This is a genomic window from Neptunicella marina, assembly GCF_014270035.1.
Classification (GTDB): Bacteria; Pseudomonadota; Gammaproteobacteria; order Enterobacterales; family Alteromonadaceae; genus Neptunicella; species Neptunicella marina.
Genome location: NZ_JACNEP010000023.1, coordinates 1 through 25,173, shown reverse-complemented (window position 1 = coordinate 25,173; position 25,173 = coordinate 1). Strand labels below are relative to the sequence as shown.

Sequence of the window (25,173 nt, the reverse complement as noted above, 5' to 3'; positions counted from 1 at the left end):
AGCAAATTCATGCACGAGTTCCAATGTTAAATTTGTTAAAAAAGTGTCACCACATTATAACTATGCTAACCTCGCTGCAACCGTTTACAGCCTTGCTGTGCTTGATTTTTAGTGGAATTAACTAAGCGCTGACGATTAATTTATAAAAGTTAAGGAAAATATAATGAAAGGCCTCTCCCCTGTTGTTTGTTCAGTATTTATGCTGTTGTTAAGTGTTAATAGCCAACCAATATTTGCACAAGAACAAGCTGCCACTACTATCGAACAAAAAGTCGAATTATTGCTGGCAAAAATGACCTTGCAGGAAAAAATTGGTCAAACCAACCTGCGTGGTCGTTCCAGTCGCGCCAAAGGGCCTTTACCAGACAATCTGAAAGCCACAGTGCGTGACGGTAATGTTGGCGCTTTTTTAAATGTCATGAAACCCGAAGAACGTGATGAGTTACAACGTATCGCGGTGGAGGAATCTCGCTTAGGTATTCCGCTGTTATTCGGACGCGATGTCATCCACGGCTTTAAAACCATATTCCCGATTCCCCTTGGTTTAGCGGCCAGCTGGGATCCCGAGCAGGCAAAAACCGCAGCACGCGTATCGGCCGTGGAAGCCAGCGAATACGGTGTAAACTGGACCTTTGCCCCTATGATGGATATCGCCCGCGATCCTCGTTGGGGTCGTATTGCAGAATCCTTTGGTGAAGATACCCTGATGGCAGAACGCTTTGCAGTTGCTATGGTAAAGGGTTTTCAGACCGACGATTTATCCGCACCAACAGCTATGGCAGCAACCGCCAAGCATTTGGTAGGGTATGGCGCAGCCGAAGGTGGACGTGATTACAACACAACCCTTATTCCACAAAACGAATTGCGCGATGTGTATTTGCCGCCATTTAAGGCAGCGGCTGATGCAGGTGTAGCTTCAATGATGACCTCATTTAACGATATCAATGGTGTACCGGCTACAGGTAACCGCTTTATTTTAAAAGATATTTTACGGGATGAATGGCATTACACTGGCATGGTAGTCAGTGACTGGAATTCAGTAACAGAGATGATTGCACACGGTTATGCTGCCGATAAAAAACAGGCTGCACAGAGAGCCGCCAATGCCGGACTGGATATGGAAATGACCAGCGATGCCTACGAACAACACTTAGCGGAATTAATCGAACAAGGGCAAGTCGACCAACAGCAACTGGACGATATGGTACGTCATATTTTGACCATGAAATTTCGCCTGAATTTATTTGAACATCCGGGGCGTTATCAAAATATTCGCAGCAGCATATTATCGGCAGAACATAAACAGCAAGCCAGACAAGCAGCTATCGACTCCGCTATTTTACTTAAAAATCAACAAGCTTTGCCCTTTGATACCAATACCTCAATCGCCCTAATAGGTCCGTTAGCCGATGCAGGACACGAACAAATGGGTACCTGGGTATTTGATGGTCGTGGTGAGAACAGCATTACGGTTAAACAAGCCATGCAAGCCACATTGGGTGCTGATAAGGTACATTTTGCCTCTGGGTTAACATACAGCCGCATGAAAACCACCGAAGGGTTTACCGCCGCCATCAACGCTGCTAAACAGGCAGATAAAATCGTTTTTGTAGGTGGTGAAGAATCGATTTTGTCGGGTGAAGCCCACAGTCGCGCCAGTCTGCGTTTGCCCGGAGCACAGGAACAACTTATCACTGAACTGGCAAAATTAGATAAACCGCTCATTTTAGTGGTTATGGCCGGACGCCCGATTAATCTATTACCCATTATTGATAAGGTGGATGCCGTATTATTTAACTTCCATCCCGGTACCATGGGCGGCCCTGCAATTACCGATTTGCTTACCGGCGTGGTATCGCCATCTGGTCGATTACCCGTTACCTGGCCAAAAGCCGGCGCGCAAGCTCCGATTTATTACAATCACCGCAATACCGGCCGTCCGGCCAGCGATGAAAATTTTGTCGCAATTGATGATATTCCAGTACAGGCCTGGCAGAGCTCCCTGGGTAACAACTCTCATTATTTAGATTTAGGATTCCGTCCAGCTTTCCCATTTGGTTATGGCTTAACCTATAGCCGCTTTAGTTACAGCAATATTCAACTAAGTTCACCTACAATGACTCGCGATGGCAGTATTGCAGTCAGTGCTGATATCCAAAATATTGGTAGTCGACAAGCGGCCGAAGTGGTGCAACTTTATGTTCGGGATAAAGTCGCGGATGTCGTGCGTCCGATTCGGGAGCTTAAAGACTGGCAAAAAATCACCTTAAAACCCGGTGAGTCACAACGTGTCAGCTTCACTCTAACGCCTGCACAGTTGGCTTTTTACAATCAGCAAATGCAACAGGTTACCGAAGCGGGTGAATTTGATGTGTGGATTGCGCCAGACGCGGCTGGTGGATTACATGCCAGTTTTTCACTAACAGAACAGCATTAAGACATGTTCATCACTGGCAGAATACCAGCTGTCAGTGATGACAATCTCCTCACATCTGTCAAACCCAATAAAAAGAAAAATATCCCAAATTGAGTTCAACGAGAGTGTGTTGTTTTTGCCATTTTAAAATGACCAGTTAGTGGTCACCCACTGCAGTCTTGCTACTGTTTTTTACTGATTTATTTAACGTCAGTAACTCTTGTTCAGTGACGTTACGCCACTGCCCCGGCTTCAGTGGCCCTAATTCAAAATGCATAATGCGAATGCGTTTTAATTTAGTCACCTCATACCCTAAAAATTCACACATACGACGAATTTGACGGTTTAAGCCCTGAGTCAGGATAATAGTAAACTGATACTTACCACGTGCTTTGACTTTGCAGGGTTTGGTGACAGTCCCAAGAATCGGTACACCTTTGGCCATTTTTTGCAAAAAACGTTCGCTGATTGGCTGATTCACCGTGACCTGATATTCCTTGTCGTGTGCATTCTCAGCACGAAGGATCTTGTTCACAATGTCGCCATCACTGGTTAAAAGGATCAGACCTTCCGATGGTTTATCTAAGCGACCAATGGGGAAGATACGTTGTTTGTGGCCAATCGCATCAATGATATTGCCTTTTACATGACGCTCAGTGGTACAAGTGATACCAACCGGTTTGTTGTACACCAGATACACGCGATCGGACTTATCGTCAGCCACAGGTTTTACAGGTTTACCATCTAAGGTCACCACGTCTCCTTCTGTCACTTTGGTGCCTAATTCAGGTAATTTTCCGTTAATTTTTATACGCTGTTGCTCAATGAATTTATCGGCTTCACGTCTGGAACACAGCCCGGTATCGCTAAGATATTTATTCAGGCGTTTGCTCAATTCTGTGCTCATAAATGCGACCTTAAATTATTGTGACTGGACGGCGGTGGATAAGGGTCGCTATTTTAAAGAAAGTTAGCGCAATAAGCCAAATCAACTAAATTTCGTTTTAAGTTATTGAGATTTTTTTGCCAGTTGCTCACGTTTACGCTGCTTGTAAACCTGTAAAACGCAGTAACAGGCAACGAATAAATGGGTAAAAAAGCTAAGATAAAATAGAGTCGGTTGATCTTTTTGTGACAAGTCAGCGCCGCGCGCACCATTTATTTCACCCACATACAAAGCGTAAATAGCGGCCGACAAAAAAATCACAGCCATCAGGCTCAAAAAGATCTGCGCACCTAAACCTAATTCCTTGCTTTTGGGTTTTGTGACTGGTGGAGTGCGAGTCTCAACAGGTGTATTCGCTGCGCGTTGTTGTATTTCAGATTTAATGTTTTCGGTTCTTTGCGGATAAGCATGTTGATCAATAGAGCCCAAGGCTTCGTATAACTCATCAACCGTGTATTTGCTGTAATCAGGTTGCATATATTGGCATCTGCTAAACGAGGGTATTCACTTGATATTGTTAAATATTCTATAGTTTTACCTTGGCATTTAAAATAAAAAAGGGGAGCTTGTGCCCCCTTTGACTCTCCAGTTTTTACTTCAGATTGAGATTAACAATCTTTATCTTTGGCATCCACGCCTTCTTTTACTTCTTCACAGGCATCTTCAACGGCATTGCCAGCATCGGTTACCATCTCATCCACTTTTTCACCTGCTTTTTCTGCTTCACCATCACCACAAGCGGTTAACGCCGTAGCAGAAACTGTAATAAACATCATAGCAATAAATTTTTTAAACATAGTCATATCCATTCTCCTGTTTGTTGATTTTTAAGTCGGTTTGGTTATCAAATGACGCTTAAGCACGAGGCGGACGACCACGCAGAGCGTTTGCCAGTAATGAAATCAATAATAAAACAGCAAATACCACAAAAATAATTTTAGCAATTCCGGCAGCTGCACCGGCAATACCACCGAAACCTAATACAGCAGCAACTAGCGCAATAATTAAAAAAGTCAGTGCCCAACCTAACATAGTTATCTCCTTGTCTTTTTTTACCCAGTTAAAGGAATTTCAGTTTGAAACTGTTAAAAGCATCAATGTGAAATTCTGTTTTGTTTCAGTTTCACTAATGCTCAATGTGTGCCAACTACGGATAATATTTTTAACTATTTGTTTTTAAACAATTAAAATAATGTGTGATGCAAATCGGAGACAGTAATCAATTTGTTAGGATGTGCAATTTTTACAGGAAAAAAACGGCCTAAATGTAAAAGCTACCCATAAAACTGACCATGATTTTATTTAAAAATATCGCTTAAGATCAAAATGAGTGGGTTGATTAAAAAATTGACAAACTGACAAGTATCACTATAAAAAAGGAGCCTGTTTTTGTTTTGGCTGTATACGGCCAGGGATCGTCAAAATGCAAGTAGATCAAATAGTTGAACTGATCTTTAGTTACCAGTTCGCCATCATAATTCTCGCCATTGTTTTACTTAAAACTTCGGTTAAGTTTGTGTCGCAAAACCGCGCACTAATTATTGAGCGGTTTGGCAAGTACAATCGCACTTTGGAAGCCGGTTTAAATTTTATTATGCCGATTATCGATCAGGTTGCTTATGACCGTTCGTTAAAAGAACAGGCAATTGATGTTCCTAGTCAGGGAGCCATTACCAAAGACAATATTTCACTGACAGTTGATGGCGTACTCTACTTAAAAGTGCTGGATCCCTATAAAGCGTCTTACGGCGTTGACGATTATCGTTTTGCCGTAACCCAATTGGCACAAACCACCATGCGTAGCGAAATAGGTAAAATGGAGCTGGATAAAACCTTTGAAGAACGCGACAGCCTCAACGTAAATATTGTAAACGCAATTAATGAAGCTGCTATGCCCTGGGGTGTACAGGTTTTGCGTTACGAAATTAAAGATATAGTGCCGCCCCAATCTGTGATGGAAGCCATGGAACGTCAAATGAAGGCGGAACGTGAAAAGCGGGCGAAAATTCTGGAATCAGAAGGTGACCGTCAGGCTGCAGTGAACGTCGCTGAAGGACAAAAACAAGCAATCGTGTTAGCAGCCCAGGCTGATAAAGAACAACAGATTTTAAATGCCGAAGGTGAGGCTTCAGCCATTATTCGGGTTGCAGAAGCCAAGGCCAACGCGCTGGAGCAAGTCGGCCAGGTGGCGCGCACTGCACACGGGCAAAAAGCAATAGAGCTGGATTTAGCAACACTGGCCATTCAGGCTAAACAAGCCATCGCAAAAGAATCTTCTGTGGTGTTACTGCCCGATTCTGCCACAGACGTAAGTTCGGTGGTGGCGCAGGCCACCACCATTTTACAAGCGCTCAAAAGCAAAGAACAATTATAAAGGCATATCTATGGATTTCTTTAGCCAGCATCTGCCCGAAAGCTTAATTGCATTGGGCATCATTTTAGTTGCAATAGAGGTGGGTATTCTTGGGTTTGCCACTTTGTTTTTAATTTTTATTGGCGGAGCCAGTTTATTAACAGGCCTGGCAATGAAAGCTGAGTGGATAGAAGTTACGATTAATAATGCACTCATTTTTACCGGATTATTATCAGTGATGCTGGCGATAATAGCCTGGCAACCCATGAAAAAACTTCAGAGCCAGAGCAGCAAACAGGGTCAGACATCTGATTTTGTTGGTATGTGTTTTGAGTTAACCAGCGAATTATCTTCGACACAGCTTTCCAGCTATCGTTTTAGCGGCATTCTATGGACGGTAAAACCCGGTGAAAAACTTGACGGACCACTCGCTCCCGGAACACAAGTTACGGTAACCGCTGTAGAAGTGGGTACATTATATGTTGCTCCGGTTCAGGATAACCCCAGTTAACTGATCCGATCTGCCACTATAATTAGAAAAATCTGTGATTTTCAGCAAGATAGTGCTGCCAGTCGATATAGAAACTGGCAGAATAGCGCTTGTGCCACTTTATGAACTTCTGTGCCCTACAGCACCTGCAAAAACGGATCAATCTAATGACAGACAAACAGACCAAGCGCCCTCTTTATATTCATCATGCTGGTCCTGCCCTACTCGAAACTCCCCTGCTGAACAAAGGTACTGCTTTTAGCAAGCAGGAACGTTCGTCTTTTAACCTGACCGGGTTAATTCCGCCACGTTACGAAAATATCGACGAGCAGGTTGAACGTGCTTATATGCAATATTCCAGTTTCCGCGCCCCCATTAATAAACATATTTATCTGCGCAATATCCAGGACAGCAACGAAACCCTGTTCCATCGTTTAGTACAGGAAAATCTCGAAGAAATGATGCCAATCATCTACACCCCAACAGTAGGTGATGCCTGTGAGCAATTCTCTGATATTTACCGCAGCAACCGTGGTTTATTTATTTCCTGGTCTGACCGCGACCAAATCGATGACATATTGCACAATGCCACCAAACAAAAAGTAAAAGTCATCGTAGTAACTGATGGTGAACGTATTTTGGGCTTAGGTGACCAGGGTATTGGTGGCATGGGTATTCCCATCGGAAAACTAAGCCTGTACACCGCTTGTGGAGGCATTAGCCCGGCTTACACCATGCCAATTATGTTGGATGTGGGTACCAACAATGAAAAACTGCTCAATGACCCAATGTATATGGGGGCACGTCACAAACGTATTGGTCAGCAGGATTATGATGAATTTATCGAAAAGTTCATTAATGCAGTAAAACGCCGCTGGCCACAAGCCATGCTGCAATTTGAAGATTTTGCCCAACCGAACGCAATGCCGATTCTGGAAAAATACCGCGATCAAATTTGCTGCTTTAATGATGATATTCAGGGCACCGCGTCAGTAACGGTTGGAACATTATTAGCGGCATGTTTGCATAAAAAACAAAAATTATCCGAGCAAAACGTGGTATTTGTTGGAGCAGGTTCGGCGGGCTGTGGTATTGCTGAACAAATTATTTGTCAGATGATGGCCGAAGGTTTAAGCGAAAACGAAGCGCGTTCACGTTTGTTTATGATCGACCGCTACGGATTGTTATCGGAAGATATGGAAGGTTTACGCGACTTCCAGCAAAAATTAACCCAACCAAACAGTGTGACCAGCAACTGGCAGTTTTCAGGTGATTACCCAAGCTTGCTGGATGTAATGCATAACGCGAAGCCCGGTATTCTGATTGGTGTTTCCGGACAGTATGGTTTATTTACTGAAGACGCCATCAAAGCCATGCATCAGCACTGCGCTCAGCCGATTATTTTTCCACTGAGTAACCCGATTAAACAAATCGAAGCTCACCCGGAAGATGTGATTAACTGGACTGATGGTGAAGCCATTGTGGCTACCGGCAGTCCATTTAAACCGATTGAGTATAAAGGTAAAACTTACCCTATTGCTCAGTGCAACAACGCTTATATATTCCCGGGTATTGGATTAGGCGTTCTAGCAGGTGGCATCCGCCGTATTACCAATGAAATGCTAATGGTAGCCAGCGAGACATTGGCAGAATCATCCCCCATTTCAACATCTGGCGAATTACTGCCTCCGTTGACGCAGGTTGCAGAATTGAGCAAGAAAATTGCGTTTGCGATTAACAAGGTGGCCCAGGCTCAAAATCTGGCGTTGGAAATTACCGACGAGGTATTACTTAGCAAAATCGAGAAGAACTTCTGGAAACCAGCTTATCGTGAATACCGTCGCGTAAGCTGGTAATTAACAGGTAGTCCCGGACACGTTAGGCCGTTTTGTTTTTAGCAAAGCGGCCTAATAATGCGGGTAACAGAGTTAAATCAGTTACCAACGCCACCACCATTGCCAGCCCCGTCAATAATCCAAACATCACACTGGGTATAAAATCTGAAAAGCCCAACATGCCAAAGCCTAAGGCGATAATCAGCGATGTAAACAACATGGCAAAACCAACACTCTGATAGGCTTTATGCAATGCTTTTTGATGATCCTGTTGTTGGTTATCCGACAAATAGTGATGCACAAAGTGAATGGTATCGTCCACTGCAATCCCCATAGCTATCGCCGCTATGGTAATGGTCATTAAATCCAGTGAAATACCAGCCAGCCCCATAACACCCAATATTACCAGTGTGGATAATATGTTGGGGAGCACCGCAATCATTGCGACTTTAACTGAACGGAATATTGCAAATAGCACTAATGTTAACGCAACATAAACCAAGCCCAGTGTGCTGATTTGAGAGTCAAACAATCGCTGTAAAATATCCTGATACAACACAAATAAATTGGTCAGCTGAATATCTTGTTTAGCCACTCCTTGTTGTTGCAAATCTGATTGCAGCTGCTGAATAAATTCAGCACGATTAAAACCATCGGTCGCATCTTTGATTCTGGTATTAATACGTAACTCATGATGCTCCTTGTCAAAATACGCCCCCAGTAAACGCTCTGTCAGGTTTTTATCCAGCATATGATAAACCGCGGTTAGCTCATATTCGGTTAACGGTTTATTGTTATTAATTTTGCTGGCCAATTCAGTGAAGTTAACCACCGACATTTCTTTACCCACAACCGGGTATTGTCTTAACACCTGCTGTAATTTTTGTAATGTTTGTACTGTTTGCGCGCTTAATACCAGATCCTGCAGTTTTTGTGTGTCCGGCACTTTAAACACCACATCCAGCGCAGTGGTACCACCAAACTTCTGGTCAATAAATTCAAGTTCAGTACGAACTTTGGTATCTTCACTAAAATAGTGAATAAAACTGTTTTCAACATTTAAACGCAGAATACCCAAGACACTGACCATCAAGACCAGTAAACCAGCAACAAAAACTTTGCCTTTATTCGCCAGCACAGTATTTGCCAGCGCTTCCATCGTAGCTTCAACCCGACGGCTAACATGAGACTGTGGCTTTTTAGATAACAGGCTAAGCACTGCCGGGAATAGTAGTAGTGCAACAAGGGTAGACACCAGCATAGCTACAATCATCATCCAGCCAAAACTGATGACCGGTTGAATGTTGCTGAATATCAGCGATGCAAAACCAACCGAGGTGGTTAACGCAGCATAAAAACAAGGTTTTGCTTTGGCTTTGATGGTATCGGTCACCAACTGATACTGAGAATGTTCAGGATTGGCTTGTGCACTTTGCCGAAACTGCACGATAAGGTGTATCACGATCGCCAGGGTTAAAATAAGTTGCAACGCAATAAAGTTGGATGAAATCACAGTAGTGCGTAAATCCAGCATACCAAATAATCCCACTGTCATTATCACGCTTACACCACAACATAATAACGGCAGTACCACCCAACGCAGCTGACGGAACAATATAAATAGCAGGATACAAATCACAGCTGCAATTGCACTTCCAAACAACATTAAATCGCTCTGGATAATTTTAATTAGCTGGTACGCCAAAACGTGACCGCCACCTAAATAAACATGTGCATGGTCTTTAACCTCTTTGGCTATTGCGTAAATTTGGTCAATTTCTTTACGACGCTGTTTATCCAGCTGTTGTTTAATCGGGTCAATTAATTGATTCAGCTGCTCTATACGCTGCTGTTGTTGCTCAGATAGCTCACCATTAAGCAGAGTTTGCTGAATATCTGTTTTTTCATCTTCAAATTTTTTTAACTGAGGATCAGGTTTGAAAACAATTTGAATAGCGGTTGCTGTTTGCTGTTTATTAACCAATAAGTCGGAATAAATAGGGTGATCAGTAAACACCTTCTGCATTTGAGCAGAACTGTAGTGCTGTTTTTCCCATGTCCAACTATCCGCATCTACATCAGTATTCAAACCCTGCATAAACGACAACAAAGGTACGTTTAACATTGAGGTAACCGACTGTACCCGGGGCATGGCGCTAAATTTTTTACTTAGCGCCTGAATATCATCAAATGTTTGCTGACTAAAAAGCTCACCTTTTGTTGGCTGATAGGCTACTAAAATAAACTCTTGTGGCGAAAAACGTTTATTCATCACCTGGGTTTGAATAAACAATTTATTGTCTTTTACCAGCAAAGTGTCGGCCGATGCATCAATACGAAATTGCTGGGTAAAATATCCCAGCACCACAACCATAACGGCAAATACCAGTAAAATAATTTTATTAAGTTTCACTAGTTTACTGCTCATCTAATTGCTCCGGCTTATCCATCGCTGCATCAGGCACGGGATTTGGCGTGTCCTGATATTGTTGGTCGCGGAGTAACCCTTCTAAATACAGGTTACGGAAAAATAGATAATCGTCTTCAGCCTTTTCCGACAACTTTTCATAGGTCTCAGCACGAGGTGTAAAGCTATGGAATCCGCTATATACCTTAAAATAGGTTGTCTGGGGGTCGTCGGTTACGTAATTGATTGGATGAACAAAGCTTTCCACAATACTGGAAAAACCACTGCGCGTATCAGTTGGTCCAAGCACTGGCATCACCAAAAACGCACCATAATCGACACCATAAAAGCGTAACGTGTCACCCAGGGTTGATTTGTGTTTTTCAATATCAAACCAGGCTTTGGCAGGATCAAATAGTCCCAAAATCCCAATGGTTGAGTTAATTAAAAAGCGTAAAATACTTGAGCCCATTTTATTGCCTTCGCCTTGTGCTAAATGGTTGATCGCATTTAGCGGTTCACGAAGGTTAGAAAAAAAACGGCTCACTGCCTCTTCCGCGGGATCAGGCATAATGGCTTTATAGCCTTTAGCAGCCGGGATCAGTGCATAGGTATAGAGAAAATCATTAAAGGCAAAAACAGGACGGTTAAAAGACTCCAGCGGATCATCAAATTGTTTTGGCTGATAACCGACAACGGTGGGCTGGATAACCTCGGTACCTTTGGAGCTTTCTACAACAAGAGGTTTGGCCTGGGGAGATTGAAATTGTTGTTGGTCTGCCTGTTGTGTCGCGCTATTTTTGCTCGCACAAGCGGATAAAGCGAAAGTCAGAAAGATGAAAATTAAACGACTCCATGTGGAAATAACACTCTGGCTGACGTCTGGCATAATATTCCTTTTAAAGCGGGATCGCAGTCATCCTAACATAGTCCGATTCGGTTTAAAGCTAAAGACATAAAGTTCAACAAATCGTAACCCACTGTCTTAACTAAATTTTTCATAAAAAAAGGGGCTCAAAGCCCCTTTCGTAGAAATGCAATCACTCGTTTTACAATACGTCTTCCGACACTGGCTCAGCATCATCTTTAACAGTTTTTGCTAATAGCAGTTTCTCACGCAGTTTTTTCTCAATATCCTGCGCCATCTCCACATTTTCCTGCAGGTATTTAACAGAGTTTGCTTTACCTTGTCCAATACGCTCACCATTGCAGCTGTACCAGGCTCCGGCTTTTTCAACAAATTTGTGTGCCACACCCAAATCAATCAATTCGGCTTCTTTACAAATACCACTGCCATACATAATCTGGAATTCAGCTTGTTTAAACGGCGGTGCGACTTTGTTTTTAACCACCTTCACCCGGGTTTCGTTGCCCACAACTTCATCGCCTTCTTTAACGGCACCAATGCGGCGGATATCCAAACGTACAGATGCGTAGAATTTAAGTGCGTTACCACCGGTTGTGGTTTCAGGTGAACCAAACATCACACCAATCTTCATACGAATTTGGTTGATGAAAATACACAAAGTATTAGAGCGTTTAATATTGGCAGTTAGCTTACGTAGTGCTTGTGACATCAAACGCGCCTGTAAGCCAACGTGAGAATCCCCCATGTCGCCTTCGATTTCCGCTTTAGGCGTTAAGGCTGCCACCGAGTCAACAATCACCACATCGACCGCACCTGAACGAACTAACATGTCGCAAATTTCCAGTGCTTGTTCACCAGTATCAGGTTGTGATACCAGCAAGTCGTCAACATTCACCCCTAATTTTTCCGCGTATACGGGGTCAAGTGCGTGTTCGGCATCGATGAAAGCGCAGGTTTTGCCTTTTTTCTGAGCTTCTGCAATAACTTGCAATGTTAGCGTGGTTTTACCAGAAGATTCCGGACCATAAATTTCAACAATACGGCCACAAGGTAAACCACCTATACCTAAAGCAATATCAATACTTAACGAGCCAGTAGAGACAGATTCAATATCCAACGCCTGGCTGTCACCAAGGCGCATAATTGTGCCTTTACCAAATTGTTTTTCGATTTGACCTAATGCAGCAGACAGTGCGCGGTTTTTATTCTCATCCATTTTACTGCTCCTTAAAGTTGAGCGTTATACAGTAGTTATAGGCAAGTATACTGTACAACCATACAGTTACAACCCTCACCTACAATTTATTTTATATCCACTTGTTTTTAATAAAATTTTTATTATTTAACCGTTCTTTTAGCAAAAATTTAAGATTGTTTAATTTATAGACTGCAACATTTTTATACAGTAGTTTAGGGCAAAATGAACAGCCTGTTCACGCACCTGATGCCGATTCCCCTGAAACAATTGTTTTTCACTTTGAGTATGTGAGTTTAATGTCAAACCAAACCATACTGTGCCAACCGGTTTTTCTTCACTTCCGCCATCAGGCCCAGCAATACCACTGATCGAAATCGCTAACTCAGCGTTGGCTTGTTTGGCGGCGCCTTGTGCCATTTGTTCGACAACTTGCTGGGAAACCGCACCATATTGTTTAAGTGTGGCAGGATCCACCCCTACTAAGTCGGTTTTAGCCTGATTGGAATAGGTGATAAATCCACGTTCAAACCATTGTGAACTGCCCGCAATACTGGTTATTGCCACAGCTACGCCACCACCAGTACAGGATTCTGCGCAAGTAATGGTCCAGTCATTAGCGACTAATAATTTCGCCAGTTCTTCTGCCAGAATGACACTCAATTCCGGTAAGATCATCATCCGTCTCCATGAAAAAAGTCACTTAAGGATAGCCACCTCATATGACAGTGCTGCGCTTTTTTATCATAAAATCCAGAAGACTTTGTAAGTAAATTGGTCTAATGCTCAATTGCTATGGTGAATGGCAATTTGATACTCTTACCCCTTCATAAATTGGCCGAAAGTATTTGTCGGTAAAATTCCCCGTTTAACCATCACAAAAAGAATTATTAATGAGCTCAGCAACGTCACAACATACCCCAATGATGCAGCAATATCTTGGCATTAAGGCAGAACATCCGGATATTTTATTGTTCTACCGCATGGGTGATTTTTACGAACTGTTTTATGACGATGCCAAACGCGCTGCTGAGTTGTTAGATATATCCTTAACTGCACGCGGAAAATCCGGCGGTAATGCGATTCCGATGGCTGGCGTGCCTTATCACGCCGTAGATAACTATTTAGCTAAATTAGTAAAACTGGGGCAGTCGGTTGCGATTTGCGAACAAATTGGCGATCCGGCGACCAGCAAAGGCCCGGTAGAACGTAAAGTCGTGCGCATAGTCACCCCCGGCACCATTACCGAAGAATCCTTATTAGACGATAAACAAGATAACGTACTGGCCGCAGTGGTGAGTCACAAAGGCCAGTTTGGATTTGCCACGCTGGATATCAGCAGTGGCCGGTTTGCCATAAGTGAACCAAAAGACAGCGAAGCACTACAGGCAGAAATTCAGCGCACCCAACCGGCTGAATTACTTTACCCCGATGATTTTGATGCCTTGCATTTAATTGATAACCGCAACGGCCTGCGCCGCCGTCCAGAATGGGAATTTGAACAAGACACTGCCATTAGCCAGTTAAATCAGCAATTTGGCACACTGGAATTAAACGGTTTTGGTGTGGAAAAAGCTGTGCTCGGCTTACGTGCCGCTGGCTGCATTATTCAGTACGTAAAAGATACCCAGCGCGCGGCGCTACCTCATATCAAACGGATCCAGCTGGAAAACATTAACGACAGTGTATTAATGGATGCAGCCACCCGTCGTAACTTAGAGCTCACCCAAAACCTCAGCGGTGGCACCGACAACACCTTATTATCGGTATTAGATAAAACGGCCACGCCTATGGGTAGCCGTTTATTGCAACGCTGGTTACATCGCCCACTGACCAATACCGATATATTAACCACGCGCCAGCAGGCAATTGGCGCCTTACAGGACAGCGACTTTACCGAACTTGCGCAATACCTAAAACCCATTGGTGATATGGAGCGCATTTTAGGCCGTTTGGCGCTGCGCTCTGCCCGGCCGCGTGATTTTGCGCGTCTGCGTCAGGCCTTTGGCCAGCTATCCAGCATTCAGGCATTTTTAGCCACTATCGATGCCGGTTTGTTATCGTCTTTGGCGGGCGAAGTGTCGGAATTCCCGGAATTTCTTGAATTGCTCGAGCGCGCGATTATCGACAACCCTCCAGTGCTTATTCGTGACGGTGGTGTGATTGCCGAAGGTTATAGTGCGGAACTGGATGAACTGCGTGACTTAGCCCAGGGCGCAACCCAGTATGTTGAACAACTGGAAGCGCGCGAGCGTGAACGTACCGGCATTCCAACCCTTAAAGTGGGTTACAACAAGGTGCACGGCTTTTTTATCGATATTAGTCGCAGCTATTCTGATCAGGTTCCGGCTGAATACATCCGCCGCCAAACCCTTAAAAATAACGAGCGTTACATCATTGCTGAATTAAAAGAGCATGAAGATAAAGTGCTTACCAGTCAAAGCCGTGCACTGGCATTGGAAAAACGTTTATACGAAGGTTTGTTTGATACTTTGCTGCAAAAGCTGGCGGAACTTTTCAGCAGTGCCAATGCACTGGCCGAACTGGATGTGCTGTGCAATCTGGCCGAGCGTGCCGAAACGCTCAATTATCACAAACCGGAATTTAACCAGCAAAGCGGTATCCGTTACGACAGAGGTCGCCATCCGGTAGTTGAGCAGGTGATGCAATCGCCCTTTATTGCCAATCCACTTAATATCGATACCAGCACCCGCATGCTGATCATTACCGGACCCAATATGGGCGGTAAATCGACTTATATGCGCCAGACGGCGCTGATTGTATTGCTGGCTTATATTGGCAGTTATGTACCGGCGGAAAATACTCAGGTCGGGCAGATTGATCGCATCTTCACCCGTATTGGTGCGTCCGATGATCTGGCCTCTGGCCGCTCAACCTTTATGGTGGAAATGACTGAAACTGCCAATATTTTAAATAACGCCACCGCCAACAGTCTGGTATTAATGGACGAAATTGGCCGCGGCACCAGTACTTACGATGGTCTGTCACTGGCCTGGTCATGCGCAGAATATCTGGCACGCAATATCAGCGCTTATACCTTATTTGCCACTCACTATTTTGAGCTGACTCAGCTAGCCGATAATATGAACGAGCTGGCCAATGTGCATTTAGATGCAGTGGAACACGGCGATACCATCAGCTTTATGCATGCAGTACAAAGCGGCGCGGCAAACCGCAGTTTTGGTTTACAGGTTGCGCAATTAGCCGGGGTGCCCAAAGCGGTAATCCAGGCCGCCAAAGTTAAATTACACGAACTGGAAAGCGGTGAAACCAGCGCGGTCCCTGTCAGTGAGCGCACTGAAACGCAACTGGATTTACTGGGTATGCCAAACCCTGTGACTGATGCATTGCATAATATTGATCCCGATAACCTCACGCCCAAACAAGCGCTGGAAGCCTTGTATCAGCTAAAAAAACTGGCGGATAAATAGGGTAGTTACATGGCAAAAGGTAAAAAACTCAATAAAGGCTCAGCGGGTCAAAACCGTAAAGCCAGTGAGGCGTATCTGGAAAAATACCAGCGTAAAGAAGGTGTAATGACTACCGACAGCGGCCTGATGTATCGGGTGATTGAACAAACCGATGGCATGCTACCGACCATTGATGGCACTGTGGTAGTCAACCAACGCATTTTAAATGTGGATGGCAGCGTAATTGCTGATACTTACAAAACCGGATTTGCCTGAGAGAAGCCCTGCCCGGTTTACGCGAAGGTTTGTTGATGATGCCTGTAGGCTCACGCTTTGAGTTTGTGATCCCACCGGAACTAGCATGGGGCAAAAAGGGTGTCGGCAATAAAATTGGGCCCAATGCCGTGTTGTTTTTTGATGTAAGGTTGATTGAAGTAGAGTTTTAGATATCAATTAACTCTCTAATTTAAATGGAATTAAATTAATGAGATGCAACATTCTGCGTAACCTTTACATCAAATCAAATGGCGATATCAGATGTGATGACGACTACGGCGAACGAGTATTACTTGGTCGGCTAAATGAAGACTCCACCTTTTCTCCTTCCTTGTTTTTCAACAATGGTAAGTTTCAGAAAATCCGCCATGACTTTGAAAACAACCAATTGCCATGGGGAAATACCTGTCAAAACTGTGCTTTCTTAACTAACGGAGAAATAGAAGATAGTTTTGCACAAAAAAATATTAACAAAATCCAGTTAGAAACCAGCTTACTGTGTGCCTTAAAATGTCCAGCTTGCTCCAGAGAAAAACAAATTAAGCTTGGTCGCAAACCACTCATTCTGTCATTAACTAAATTGGAGAATTTACTCAAAGGTTTGGTGAGTGAAAAATTTAGTGTGAAGCAGTTCGAATTTTGTGGGCAGGGAGAGCCACTTAATCATCCAGAATTTTCAACACTGTTTCATCTCATAAAAAAATACTATCCCAATGCAAACACATCTCTGGTCACCAATGGCAATTTTGACTATCTACAAAAACTATCCGGGTGTTCATTGACTGAAATTATTGTTTCGGTAGATGGCTCTAACCAAAGCAATTACCAGACATATCGGGTTGGCGGTACTTTTGAAAAATGCGTTCAATTTATGCGGGATATTAAAAAGTTTGCTCCTGCATGTAGCCTAGTTTGGAAGTATATCCTGTTTAATCACAATGACAGTGATAACGATATTTTAGCTGCACAGGCGATTGCCAACGAATTAGAAGTTGATGAGCTGAGGTTTGTTGGCACCAACTATGGCCCTGCATCAAATCGTTTATCAACTAACTTATCATTCCCTATCACATACCAAGCTACCAGCATTGCATTTCATCCCTACATCAAAGGAACGTTAGCCACCTTAAAACTCGAACAGACTAAATTAGCTACGCTCAAAAAATTTATTCCTTGGCGCTCAGAAAATATCATGCACCACTTGGATAGAGCGGTATTAGCACAACAAAATGGTGAGCTTTTACTTTTTATCGATGGCTGGTTAGTGGCAAATGACCAATCAAATAATGCTTATCTTTGCCTAGGGAAAAGCAAGAAAAAGATCGTACCTATCTTCGCAAGACCAGATGTAGCAAAAATACATCAATGCAAAAAAACAACGGGCTTTAGAGTCGCGTTACAAGTTACTCGGGATCACATTGGCCAGGAAATAGAACTGCGTTTTATTGCGCAAGGTTATCTACAACAATATGTACAAGCTTATCAAATCAAAGTGCCATCATTAGAAACTTTGAATGTCCTGCCTGACTCTGCTTAACTGATTTCGCCACCACGATGGACAAATAGAAAACTCCGGTGACAATTCATTATCACTAATTATCTCCCCTCTCACTAAGGCGAGACCCAGCTTTCCCGTTCGCACAAGTTTCACCTGCACAAGGCAAATTGGAGTCGCAGTTAGCCAGACGAAGCAGGGATGCTGAGTCAGTAGCGACAGATGGGATCTGGACTTGCAACGTTGGCAGTTTGCTTGAAAGCTGTTATTAATAAGGTTAGGAATGAAGTTTACACTGACCCCAGTTATTGAAAAACAGCGCGGGTTCTATATCGCCTCCCGCCATTAGGTCGCTGTCTGAGGTACAAAAAAATCACGCACATGATCAAGCGCCATATTAACATTAGCAAGCCCGTGGATAATATCGATAGAGTCCAGTCGGTAAGCGCGTAAGTCTTTGGCGTTTTGTCCTGCAGCATCCATGTTTGCATCCCTTTTAATTAGGTCGTCAACACTACAGAGACGAATTGAGTATATTTTTCGTACAACCAATCTACCGAATTACTTCTCCTATGTCTCTAAAAAATTAATGTAAAGCACGAACGCTTCTCATACTCTCAATACACCAGCACTTTGCCCATGGCCACAGATTTTGTGCTTTTCATTAAACATGAAAATCACCGGCACTAAAGCCATAGGACGTTGATTGAGTAACCAATAAGGATAGATTAACTGACGTTATCTCTGTATTTATCAGTTTGATTCAACAATAACCAAGCATAAATCGTTCTATTCCTGAAAAAACCAATAGATAACAAAAATATCAGATATAAAACTGAAAGAGCTCCACCTGAAGATGAGCTTTCTGTTTTACCACTCACAATGACGCGCAATGTAGCTGGAATTTTATAATTTTTTGCTACGTCACCTTCACGTTTGCTCGTATAAAGCGACGTATTTGGATGGTCTACCACAATTAACTTTATGTCAGCAGTTTTATCTAAGGTCCCCTTAATATAATTCCCCTCCAACACTAACGAATCTGGCATTTTATCTACAATATATGTTAATACTGCATCTTCAGGATCATAAAAGAAATCATTCAAGTCTATCGAAACACTTTCGCCTTCAGTGATATTTATACTAGTAGATTTACCCTCTTTAACCGAAGGTGGATCATCCACATCTTCAACATTGATATCTATTTTACTAATACTAAACTTGAAAAAATCATTTTCTGCCAAGTAATAATTTAATGGTATTGGAAATTCATCTTTTGTGTATTCATTTTTAATCAAAATATCTAACGTGCCTTCTTCGTTTATTTTAAATTCTTTAAAATAAGGGCGATGATATTCACGTGGCGAATCTGAGTATTTTTCAATCCCGCCAAAAAGAGATTTAAATTCAAAATGAAAATTATCGCCCTGCCATACATCATTGACTTTTGTGAAATTTCCATCTTTGGCATAAGGATAAATTACATCTTCATTTTCTGAATACAATAGATAACTTCCATTATCTAAACCCTCTCTCACTAAATAATCTGTTCCAGCAACATTAAACCCACTTATGGAAACTATAGACGGCGGGGATTTTGGCTCCACATATAAAGCATTTTTCCCATTAAATGAATAGCAACTCTCAAAATCCATATTGCAAACCATATTTCCATGATCAAGAGTAAATCCTTGCTTTCCTATAGAATAAAAACCAGGTGAATTAACTACATTAAAAACATCAAATCCAATTACATCACCATCATTTTCAATATTTAATATTCCTGTTTTTTTGTATCCATGAGCAACTTATTTTCTAATCTAGTTAGAACAGCATAAATGTATTCTTTAGGAACAGTGTATGTCCAAGGTCTCCAAATATTTTTGCTATCAAAAAATAGGCCTATAGTACTGTGTGAATAATTGCTAAATAAGGCATAAAGATAATTATTAAAAGAAGTGAATGTGAAGTAATCGCTTGCGCCTTCTGGCACTGGCGGTGTATTATCATAGCAAGCTGTTAAATCAATATCACATAGCCAAACACTTTGTCCCCCATAAACCAACACCATATCTCGAAATTTTTCAATATGACTTTGTTCTAAATGCGGATAGCTTATTAAGTTTTGAGATTCGAGATGACCATTAATATTAAATTTTTTAATAGTCCCATCTTCTTGTAGAAGATATATATCACTATCAATTTTAGTTCCTGTAACAATTCCTTTATTATCTAATTGCATTTGCGCAACCACATTCCATGCATAATTATCAACGTCTGATAATTTAAGTAACTCGATAGATTGATTTATCCTAACTGCATACAAATCACCTTTAAACGTCTCATCACCATTTGATAAAAATATAAATTGTTGATCAAATCCTAGTCCCAAGTAATTAATAGATTTAATTCTCCATGCATCATCAACCAATTCGAAACTATCATATAGATCAATTATATTACCATTAGTTGTGACTCTATAAACGTTACCCCAGCTTTTGTCACCAATTATTTCTTTAATTAACACTTCACCATCAACCAATGTTAACTTAAAAACATTAATTATTCCGCCATCGCCAGTAAGCTCCAGAATCCCATCATCATATATCCGATAAGAGTTACTATTATTTATCCCTAGGGATTCTGGCTTAACAGAATCTAGAATTTCAAATGAGAATGAATCATCTAATGAAGAAAATTTATTTAAAATTGAATTACCACTATAGTCCTTTGTTATAAAAGTATCATTAGACAAAAAAACAGGCTCGATGGAATTCAGATCTCCAAAATCATTCCAAATAAATTCCGCCTGATCATTTGCAACAATGCCACCGATTTCATACATGCCTGCACCGGGAGTACTATATAAAAATAGGAATTTTGCATCTGGGGATAATGCTGCTTCAAATTTTGCTGATGGAAATGTAATAGATTTAGTAATATTGAAATTTTTATTTTCATCTAACTCAACAAGTTTACCCTCCTCCTCTGGCTTACCCAGAATCACATAAATCTTTGAATTGAATATTCCAATTACATTATTTACTTTATCCTTGCCAAAGGCAGGACTACTCTTTAAATGCAAAATTTTTCCGTCTATTAATTTGTATTTATCAAACGTCCTAAAAGTGTCATTTTCTTGATAATCAATATTAACAATCCATATTTCATCGGTGCTTCTATCATAGAAAACATCAATATCATCAACTCCATCATGTTGAACCAATGAAGCAACAATCTCATTCTGCATACCGAACTCATCATATGTCCGAATAGCCACTTGGGATTTGTTATACTCAACGTATTGACCTAGTAAATTTGTTTTTAGCGAAGGTCTAGTTTGGAAGCTTTTAAGAGTATATTCATTTCTGTATTTAATAATGTCGCCACCATACGAGACATTAATTACGATAAAGAATAGAAAAAAAGAGAATATTAACTTTTTCACAATCACACCTTCCTTGGTTATGCCAATAGATATAAAAAATACAGCCCAACAAATGAATTATAGGAAAATATAATAAAATAAAAAGATATTTTATATGTTAGTTTAAGTCTGATCTATGCCCAAGATAAATTAGGTAAATCAGTAAGATATTAAAAAGAAGGCAACATTCATAGCATTTGGTGATTAGATCTATCACCAAACAAATCAAAGCAAGAAACGCCATAAATGCCCGCAATTGACGGCACTGTGGTAGTCAATCAACGCATTTTAAATGTGGATGGCAGCGTAATTACTGATACTTACAAAACCGGATTTGCTGATCGTTTTAGTATGAGAGAAGCCCTGCCCGGTTTACGCGAAGGTTTGTTGATGATGCCTGTAGACTCACGCTTTGAGTTTGTGATCCCACCGGAACTAGCATGGGGCAAAAAGGGTGTCGGCAATAAAATGGGTCCCAATGCCTTGTTGTTTTTTGATGTAAGGTTGATTGAAGTAGAGTTTTGAATATCACAAAGCGGTGATGCGCTTATTTAGCTATCCATGGCTCTATTCTCCCCGCATCCTTGTGGGGCGAGCGCCTTAATATAATGAGAGACTGCTACATGGTGCAAAGTACATTATTTTACGCAGAGTCTGAGAAATAGTTTTCACACCCCTGCGGGGCGCGAGCCTATTTGGACAGACCCAAATAGGCGAAAGGTCTTTCACTCCGCCGACTTTCTTTACGCCAAAACCAAACTGCCTTTATTTCGAATCGACCAAAGGCAGCAATCCCTGCAAAGCGTTGGCCTCGGCTAAACTTCCTGTTTAGCCATTCGAAAGCCAGCTTGGTTTTGTCTAAAAGTCAGAGTCGCAGTTAGCCAAACTCCGTTTGGCCGCTGTCGCGGTGAAGTCTGATATTTTGGTTTTACCTAGTCAGCCAGCGGCTGACTTATTTCCCCATTTACTGTGGCCAATTTTCAATTCAGATTAGCGCACTGCCAGACGAAGCATGGATACTGAGGCATGAGTATATAATTATCCTCGACAAAGATTTATACCAATGTTAGCCGTGAAAAGCTCATCAAGGTATACCAACAGTCGCACCCATCTTCTTTTTCAGGAAGCAGCTTATTTATCCAGAAATAACAGTACCCTACTTTTTTGAGTATTTTCCAGAAAATCATGTATTTCGAATATTTTGTTTGTTTCGATTATTTCGATTACTATACTTAACAAGTCATCAATGTGACCTTTTTAGAAGGGTCACCTTAGTGATTCTATTTATTAAGGAGAAAACCATGGTTGCCACAGCACGTTATGACAGTATTTATAGTCCATCGGAGCACGATGTCGACTTAGCTCGTACAAGTGCGCCAGTTTTATCACAAATTTTAGGTCGCCATAGAAAAGAAGCTTCTTTTGATGAGCGAGTTCAATTTCTGGATGAGAAAGGTGAGCAAGTTGTTTTACCGGCTGCTGCTCTGGAATTGTTAAAAAACATCTTAGTACAGATGGCACAAGGTAATGCTATTACTTTAGTGCCTGTACATGCAGAGCTTACAACACAACAAGCAGCAGAAATGCTTAATATGTCTCGCCCATTTTTCGTTAAGCTGCTTGAAAGTGGTGAAATACCTTTCAGCAAAAAAGGGACACATAGACGAGTATTATTCAGTGATGTTCAAACATATAAACAACGCATTGATGAAGAACGGATGAAAGCATTGGATGCTTTAGCAGCCCAAGCTCAAGAGTTAGATATGGGGTACTAATGAGATTTATAGCTGTATTGGATGCCAACGTACTATATCCAGCCCCTCTCAGAGACTTGTTAATGCGTTTGGCTGTCGCGGATGTGTTTGCTGCTCGTTGGAGTGAGCGCATCCACGACGAATGGATTCGAAATGTTTTGAAGAAAAGAGAAGATTTAACTCTGGAGCAACTAACTAAAACTAAAAAGCTAATGGATAGCCATGTTCGTGACTGCTTAGTGTATGGCTATGAGCAGTTAGAACAAGGGATTGAGCTACCTGATGAAGATGATAGACATGTACTAGCCGCAGCAATTAAGTCTAATGCTCAGGCTATCGTTACTTTTAACTTAAAAGACTTTCCTGAAAAAGAGTTAGATAAATATGGTGTTGAAGCCATACATCCAGATCTATTCATTCAACATCAAATTGACTTAAATCCAGGTTTGGTTTGCCATGTTGTCAAATTACACCGAGCTGCGCTCAAAAATCCACCGAAAACAATAGCAGATTATTTAAGCACATTAGAGTCATGTGGTTTGGTCGTCACCGCTGACATTCTAAGAGGATTTGCTGAAAATTTATAACGGTAACGAATCGTCAGAGACATAATGACTACATTACTTTTAATCAGGCAATTATTGAAATTTAGACCTTCATAAAATAAGTTTTTTTCAGAGTGAAGCAGGCTTTCCCTGCTGTTTGATTCATTGATTATCTGCCCAAAAAGGAATTTTCTATATGGCTGATGTAATGCCAAAAATAAGTGATATTAAAAATTTAAAAGATCTTAGTAAGGTTATTGTATTACCACTACTTTGTGCTTGTTATCTTTTGCAGTCAGATTTCAATATTCATGTTGGTGATTTTTTGTTTATGGTGTCTAAAAATGCAACTCTAAATATTCAAATCACTCAGGTAGTAATTGTTTTTACATGCAAAGCATTGTGGGCAGCAATCATTAGTATATCAGCTTACCTTGCTGTTATTTATGCCAACATTTTCATTCATCGTTTAATTTTGCCAACAATTGTATTGTTGTTATTAACATTAGGATTTTCTGGTATTTTTTCACCGGAGAAAATACCTTTATTATTAAATTTAGGCTCTGTTTGGTTTTACGCTTCCTTTGTAGTTGCTTTTTTCCTTCTAGCGATGCAGGACGAAATAGATAATGTGGGCTTAATATAAGACTCTTCAGGTTGATATTATCCAACAGTTTTATAGAAAAGGAACTTTTGTGAATACTCCCGTTGTTATTCAATTACAAGAATTAGCATCAGATAGTCAAAATCATCTTCCTGATGTATTACGGAAAGCGTTGCTTATTGCATCAAAACTTGGGCTAAATGATTTTAAAGCATGGGTTCTTTCTGAATTGAATGGCTACAATACTGAAGTTGAACTCCCAGAATATCGGATTATTAGCTCCGAGCTAAAGGTTTTTAATCCTTACCGCGGTTACCAACCACTCATAATTGAAGATGGTGACATGGCAAGGATGGTTAGCGAGGTGAAAATTTGTGAATCAATAGAATCTCTTCAACATTTGTTATCTAAATCAAATAGCAAAGAGAGATTAACGTTTCCTTTCCCTGCTGAGCAGAAAGCTTTCTTGATGAGAATGATAAGAGGATCTGCTCAGTTAGAACCAACTCGTTTTATTGGAAGTAATCAAGTTAAGAGTGTAATGGAACAAGTTAGGACTCGATTGCTTAATTGGGCGTTAGATTTGGAGTCTCAAGGCGTTCTTGGAGATGGATTATCTTTTTCGCAGAAAGAAAAATCTATTGCTAACGAAAATAAGTCAGCTATTAACATTCAACATTTCCAGGGTGTAATGGGGAATGTTTCTGGGGGAAATGTTAGCCAAACTATGTCAATGACAATAACGCCAGGTAACTTTGAGTCGTTAGCTAATTATTTTAAGCAGCAAGATATAAATGACGAGGATATAGGTTCACTTCAAAAAGCGATATCTAGTGACCCTGAAGCCAGCGAAAAGGGAACATTTGGACCTAAGGTTAGTAGTTGGATTGGAAAAATGACTGAGAAAGCTGCTGAAGGAAGCTGGGGGATTGGCATAGGCGCAGCAGGTAATCTTTTAGCTACAGCAATAGCTAAATTTTACGGTTTGTAAAGTTAGTTAAAGTCGTTGTCTAAGTTACCGATACTGGACACTAAATAACAACCGTTTACTCCCTAATGCCGATCAGTTAAGAAGTTGACATTCGGCATAAGAGGATCAAAATCCGATGATCGTAAGGTCATCGGATTTTT

Annotated in this window: 24 protein-coding genes; 13 read left to right on the top strand and 11 right to left on the bottom strand. The window is 41.4% G+C overall.

Annotated features, from left to right (window positions below; all coding sequences use genetic code 11):
- The first annotated feature begins 163 nt into the window (after positions 1-163).
- Positions 164-2,437 (top strand): beta-glucosidase BglX, encoded by a 2,274-nt coding sequence (bglX, locus tag H8B19_RS17605; protein ID WP_186508336.1) that lies wholly within the window; start codon positions 164-166, stop codon positions 2,435-2,437.
- Positions 2,438-2,573: 136 nt separating this feature from the next.
- Here bglX and rluF read toward each other — a convergent pair whose 3' ends face one another.
- The 4 genes from rluF to H8B19_RS17585 form a co-directional block, all read right to left on the bottom strand.
- Positions 2,574-3,323 (bottom strand): 23S rRNA pseudouridine(2604) synthase RluF, encoded by a 750-nt coding sequence (gene rluF, locus H8B19_RS17600; protein ID WP_186508335.1) that lies wholly within the window; start codon positions 3,321-3,323, stop codon positions 2,574-2,576.
- Between the two features lie 102 nt (positions 3,324-3,425).
- Positions 3,426-3,839 (bottom strand): hypothetical protein, encoded by a 414-nt coding sequence (locus H8B19_RS17595; protein ID WP_186508334.1) that lies wholly within the window; start codon positions 3,837-3,839, stop codon positions 3,426-3,428.
- 131 nt (positions 3,840-3,970) lie between these two features.
- Positions 3,971-4,159, bottom strand: a complete 189-nt coding sequence (locus H8B19_RS17590; protein ID WP_422121170.1) for a hypothetical protein — start codon at positions 4,157-4,159, stop codon at positions 3,971-3,973.
- A 58-nt stretch (positions 4,160-4,217) separates the two neighbouring features.
- Positions 4,218-4,394 carry a DUF1328 family protein gene (locus H8B19_RS17585; protein WP_186508332.1) on the bottom strand — a complete coding sequence of 59 codons (177 nt, stop codon included), beginning with the start codon at positions 4,392-4,394 and terminating at the stop codon, positions 4,218-4,220.
- A gap of 391 nt (positions 4,395-4,785) precedes the next feature.
- On the opposite strand from H8B19_RS17585, the gene H8B19_RS17580 reads away from it, so the two are divergent.
- The 3 genes from H8B19_RS17580 (at position 4,786) to H8B19_RS17570 (ending at position 8,061) form a co-directional block, all read left to right on the top strand.
- On the top strand, positions 4,786-5,736 hold the full coding sequence (locus H8B19_RS17580) for an SPFH domain-containing protein (protein ID WP_186508331.1): 951 nt from the start codon (positions 4,786-4,788) through the stop codon (positions 5,734-5,736).
- A 10-nt stretch (positions 5,737-5,746) separates the two neighbouring features.
- Complete coding sequence (locus H8B19_RS17575; RefSeq protein ID WP_186508330.1) at positions 5,747-6,226, top strand: NfeD family protein; 480 nt, start codon at positions 5,747-5,749, stop codon at positions 6,224-6,226.
- A 146-nt stretch (positions 6,227-6,372) separates the two neighbouring features.
- Positions 6,373-8,061, top strand: coding sequence for an NAD-dependent malic enzyme (locus tag H8B19_RS17570; protein WP_186508329.1), 1,689 nt, complete (start codon positions 6,373-6,375; stop codon positions 8,059-8,061).
- A 22-nt stretch (positions 8,062-8,083) separates the two neighbouring features.
- On the opposite strand, the gene H8B19_RS17565 is transcribed toward H8B19_RS17570, so the two are convergent.
- From H8B19_RS17565 to pncC, 4 genes are all read right to left on the bottom strand, one after another.
- The gene (locus tag H8B19_RS17565; protein WP_186508328.1) at positions 8,084-10,468 is read right to left on the bottom strand and encodes an efflux RND transporter permease subunit; all 2,385 of its coding nucleotides are present in this window, start codon (positions 10,466-10,468) and stop codon (positions 8,084-8,086) included.
- Positions 10,458-11,336 carry an MlaA family lipoprotein gene (locus H8B19_RS17560; RefSeq protein WP_186508327.1) on the bottom strand — a complete coding sequence of 293 codons (879 nt, stop codon included), beginning with the start codon at positions 11,334-11,336 and terminating at the stop codon, positions 10,458-10,460. The genes H8B19_RS17565 and H8B19_RS17560 overlap by 11 nt, the downstream gene beginning before the upstream one ends.
- 160 nt (positions 11,337-11,496) lie before the next feature.
- A complete protein-coding gene (gene recA, locus H8B19_RS17555; RefSeq protein ID WP_186508326.1) occupies positions 11,497-12,531 on the bottom strand; it encodes a recombinase RecA in 1,035 nt (344 codons plus the stop codon).
- 159 nt (positions 12,532-12,690) lie between these two features.
- Positions 12,691-13,191 (bottom strand): nicotinamide-nucleotide amidase, encoded by a 501-nt coding sequence (gene pncC, locus H8B19_RS17550; RefSeq protein ID WP_241737665.1) that lies wholly within the window; start codon positions 13,189-13,191, stop codon positions 12,691-12,693.
- 212 nt (positions 13,192-13,403) lie between these two features.
- Here pncC and mutS point away from each other — a divergent pair, with 212 nt between their 5' ends.
- Genes mutS through H8B19_RS17535 form a run of 4 tightly spaced genes read left to right on the top strand, consistent with a single transcriptional unit; the run spans position 13,404 to position 17,754 of the window.
- Positions 13,404-15,962 carry a DNA mismatch repair protein MutS gene (gene mutS / locus H8B19_RS17545; protein WP_186508325.1) on the top strand — a complete coding sequence of 853 codons (2,559 nt, stop codon included), beginning with the start codon at positions 13,404-13,406 and terminating at the stop codon, positions 15,960-15,962.
- 9 nt (positions 15,963-15,971) lie between these two features.
- Positions 15,972-16,217 (top strand): FKBP-type peptidyl-prolyl cis-trans isomerase N-terminal domain-containing protein, encoded by a 246-nt coding sequence (locus H8B19_RS19275; RefSeq protein WP_338401546.1) that lies wholly within the window; start codon positions 15,972-15,974, stop codon positions 16,215-16,217.
- 35 nt (positions 16,218-16,252) lie between these two features.
- The gene (locus tag H8B19_RS19270; protein WP_338401545.1) at positions 16,253-16,387 is read left to right on the top strand and encodes an FKBP-type peptidyl-prolyl cis-trans isomerase; all 135 of its coding nucleotides are present in this window, start codon (positions 16,253-16,255) and stop codon (positions 16,385-16,387) included.
- A 38-nt stretch (positions 16,388-16,425) separates the two neighbouring features.
- Positions 16,426-17,754 carry a radical SAM protein gene (locus tag H8B19_RS17535; RefSeq protein ID WP_186508324.1) on the top strand — a complete coding sequence of 443 codons (1,329 nt, stop codon included), beginning with the start codon at positions 16,426-16,428 and terminating at the stop codon, positions 17,752-17,754.
- 303 nt (positions 17,755-18,057) lie between these two features.
- Here the strand turns inward: H8B19_RS17535 and H8B19_RS17530 are convergent, their stop codons facing one another.
- The 3 genes from H8B19_RS17530 to H8B19_RS17520 form a co-directional block, all read right to left on the bottom strand.
- The gene (locus H8B19_RS17530) at positions 18,058-18,195 is read right to left on the bottom strand and encodes a hypothetical protein (protein WP_186508323.1); all 138 of its coding nucleotides are present in this window, start codon (positions 18,193-18,195) and stop codon (positions 18,058-18,060) included.
- 245 nt (positions 18,196-18,440) lie between these two features.
- A complete protein-coding gene (locus H8B19_RS17525; RefSeq protein WP_186508322.1) occupies positions 18,441-19,367 on the bottom strand; it encodes a hypothetical protein in 927 nt (308 codons plus the stop codon).
- Positions 19,368-19,486: 119 nt separating this feature from the next.
- Positions 19,487-21,160 (bottom strand): hypothetical protein, encoded by a 1,674-nt coding sequence (locus H8B19_RS17520; protein ID WP_186508321.1) that lies wholly within the window; start codon positions 21,158-21,160, stop codon positions 19,487-19,489.
- A gap of 225 nt (positions 21,161-21,385) precedes the next feature.
- On the opposite strand from H8B19_RS17520, the gene H8B19_RS17515 reads away from it, so the two are divergent.
- The 5 genes from H8B19_RS17515 (at position 21,386) to H8B19_RS17495 (ending at position 25,033) form a co-directional block, all read left to right on the top strand.
- A complete protein-coding gene (locus H8B19_RS17515; RefSeq protein WP_186508320.1) occupies positions 21,386-21,664 on the top strand; it encodes an FKBP-type peptidyl-prolyl cis-trans isomerase in 279 nt (92 codons plus the stop codon).
- Positions 21,665-22,440: 776 nt separating this feature from the next.
- Complete coding sequence (locus tag H8B19_RS17510; RefSeq protein WP_186508319.1) at positions 22,441-22,914, top strand: helix-turn-helix domain-containing protein; 474 nt, start codon at positions 22,441-22,443, stop codon at positions 22,912-22,914.
- Positions 22,914-23,480 (top strand): PIN domain-containing protein, encoded by a 567-nt coding sequence (locus H8B19_RS17505; RefSeq protein WP_186508318.1) that lies wholly within the window; start codon positions 22,914-22,916, stop codon positions 23,478-23,480. Before H8B19_RS17510 ends, H8B19_RS17505 begins: the two co-directional genes overlap by 1 nt.
- Before the next feature lie 154 nt (positions 23,481-23,634).
- Positions 23,635-24,084: a hypothetical protein gene (locus H8B19_RS17500; protein WP_186508317.1), complete on the top strand. Its 450-nt coding sequence runs from the start codon at positions 23,635-23,637 to the stop codon at positions 24,082-24,084.
- A gap of 49 nt (positions 24,085-24,133) precedes the next feature.
- Positions 24,134-25,033: an AbiTii domain-containing protein gene (locus H8B19_RS17495; RefSeq protein WP_186508316.1), complete on the top strand. Its 900-nt coding sequence runs from the start codon at positions 24,134-24,136 to the stop codon at positions 25,031-25,033.
- The last annotated feature ends 140 nt before the right edge of the window (positions 25,034-25,173 follow it).